The sequence below is a fragment of the Streptomyces yokosukanensis genome, from assembly GCF_001514035.1.
In the GTDB taxonomy this organism is placed as follows: Bacteria; Actinomycetota; Actinomycetes; order Streptomycetales; family Streptomycetaceae; genus Streptomyces; species Streptomyces yokosukanensis.
Map to the genome: position 1 here is coordinate 38,201 of NZ_KQ948241.1, position 2,898 is coordinate 41,098.

General features: G+C 71.0%; 1 protein-coding gene. It reads right to left on the reverse strand.

Features of this window, described 5'->3' with window-relative positions:
• A partial coding sequence (locus AQI95_RS42335) for an SDR family NAD(P)-dependent oxidoreductase (protein ID WP_425264968.1) occupies positions 1 to 2,898 on the reverse strand: 2,898 nt, incomplete at both ends.

Sequence of the window (2,898 nt, forward strand, 5' to 3'; positions counted from 1 at the left end):
GGTCGGCGGCTCCGAGTCCGGCGAACCGGTCGGCGGACGAAGCAGTGGTCTCGGCGGGAGCAGGTCCGGCGGGGCGGGTCTCGACCAGTTCGGAGAAGAGGCTGCTGGGGCGGACCACGGAGAAGGCGAGCGCGAAGCGCTCCCACGCCACGTCGGCCACCAACAGGGCGGCCGCGTCTCCGGACGCACCCACACTCTGCCGCAGGACGGCCATCGCAGTCTCCGGCGCCATCGGCGGGAGACCGTCGCGCCGCATCCGGGCTTCGAGGGCCTCGTCGGCGGCCATGCCACCCTCGGCCCACGGACCCCACGCGATGGACGTCGCGGCCAGCCCGGCGGCCCGCCGCTGCTCGGCAAGCGCATCCAGGTAAGCGTTCGCCGCTGCGTAGTTACCCTGACCGGCCGAACCGGTCATGCCGCTCATCGAGGAGAAGAGCACGAAGGCTTCGAGCTCGACCCCCAGCTCAAGCGTCAGCTCGTGCAGGTTCAGCGCGGAGGTGGCCTTCGCCCGCAGCACACTTTCGAAGCGTTCGGGCGTGAGTGCGTCCAGCACGCCGTCGTCCAGGACACCGGCGGTGTGCACGACCGCGGTCAGGGTGTCGGCCTCGGCGGCCAGCAGCTCCCGCAGCGCCTCGCGGTCGGAGGCGTCACAGGCGACGACGGACACGTCGACACCGAGTTCAGCTACCAGCTCAGCAACACCCGGAGCATCCGGACCGCGACGGCTGGTCAGCACCAGACGCTCAACACCGGAAGCAGCCAGCCAACGAGCCACCCGGCCACCCAGCGCACCCGTACCACCGGTCACCAGAACCGTCCCGGACGGAGACCAGGAACCCCCAGCCCTCGCAGCACGCACCAGACGACGACCGAAGACCCCGGACGACCGCACGGCCACCTGGTCCTCGGAACCGCCCAGGACCGCAACCAGCCGGCCCATGGCCCGCTCGTCCCACACCTCCGGCAGATCGACCAGACCACCCCAACGCTCCGGAACCTCCAAAGCCGCCACCCGACCCAGACCCCAGACCTGCGCCTGAATCGCAGACACGAGCTTGTCGGAGCGACCGACGCTGACCGCACCACGGGTCAGGCACCACAGCGGCGCAGTCACCCCCGCATCACCCAGCGCCTGCACCAGACCGGCGGTAGCAACGAGCCCGCCCGTCTCATCCAGCGCCAGCAGCGACACCACGCCGGCCACAGACCCAGCACCAGCCAGCAGACCTGCAAGACCAGCGCGATCCGCACCCGGCTCCACCACAACCCGACGCACCCCAGCGCCACGCCCGGCCAGCGCCTCCACCACAGCCGAGTCATCCACGCCAGTGGCGGGCACGATGATCAGCCACTCGCCCGCCAGCCCGGCACCCGCTGTGCCCTCAGCCAGCGGCTTCCACGACACCCGGTAGCGCCAGGCATCCACCTCGGACTGGGTCCGCAGACCCCGACGCCATGCCGACAAGGCGGGCAGTGCCGGCAGGACCGTTCCCAGGGTGTGCTCGTCGTTCATGTCCAGCGCGGCAGCGAGCGACTCCAGGTCCTCGCGCTCCACGGCGTCCCAGAAACGGGAGTCCAGGTCGTCGGCCGCACCCGTCCGGGTCGCGGCCGGCATCTCCAGCCAGTAGCGCTGGCGCTGGAAGGCGTACGTCGGCAGCTCCACCTGTCGGGCGCCGGTGCCGGCGTAGAAGGTGGCCCAGTCGACGGCCACACCCCGTACCTGTACCTGAGCCAGAGCCGCCACCGCGGTCCCCGCCTCCGGCCGACCGGCCCGCAGCACCGGCACGAACCCGGCAGCACCCGTCACGCACTCCTGTGCCAGCGCCGACAGGACGCCGTCGGGGCCGAGTTCGAGGTACGTCGTCACGCCCGCGGCCTCAAGCGCCCGCACCCCGTCGAGGAAGCGGACGGCTTCGCGGACGTGACGCACCCAGAACTCCGCGGATCCCATCTCGTCGGAGACCAGCGCACCGGTCAGGTTGGAGACGACCGGGATGCGCGGGGCGTTGAGCTCCAGCCCCGCCACGACCTGACGGAAGTCGTCCAGCATCCCGTCCATGTGCGGGGAGTGGAAGGCGTGACTGACCGTGAGCCGCTTGCTCTTGCGATCGGCGAAAGCCTCCACCACCGCGAGCGCGGCGTCCTCGTCACCCGCAACGACCAGCGACCGCGGGCCGTTGACCGCAGCAATGCTCACGCGGTCGCTCAGCAGCGGCAGGACCTCGTCCTCCGACGCCTGCACCGCGACCATCACACCACCCGACGGCAGCGCCTGCATCAGCCGACCACGCGCAGCCACCAGCACACACGCGTCCTCAAGCGACAACACACCCGCCACATGCGCGGCAGCGACCTCACCGATCGAGTGACCAGCCAGGAAGTCCGGCCGCACACCCCACGACTCGATGAGCCGGAACAGCGCCACCTCGACCGCGAACAGCGCCGGCTGCGCGTACTCCGTACGGTTCAGGACATCCGCATCATCGCCGAACAGGGCATCCCTCAAAGGCATTTCGAGATCGAGTCGCTCGCACACCGCGTCGAACGCGGCAGCGTAGACCGGGTAGGCGTCATACAGTTCGCGCCCCATCCCCAGCCGCTGGCTGCCCTGCCCGGTGAACAGGAAGGCGGTCTTCCCGCCCACCGGCGAGCCCCCGAACACACCCGCCGCGGAACGGCCCTCCGCGAGCGCGGCCAGCCCGGCCAGCAGACCCTCACGGTCCGCAGCCACCACAGCCGCCCGGTCCTCGAACCAAGCCCGCCCAGAAACCAGCGACCACGCCACATCCACCGCAGACGCCTCGGGCGTGCCCACGACGAAGGAATGCAGCCGGCGGGCCTGGGCACGCAGCGCCTCCTCGCCCTTCGCCGACAGCAGCCACGGCGTCGCAGCCGGAA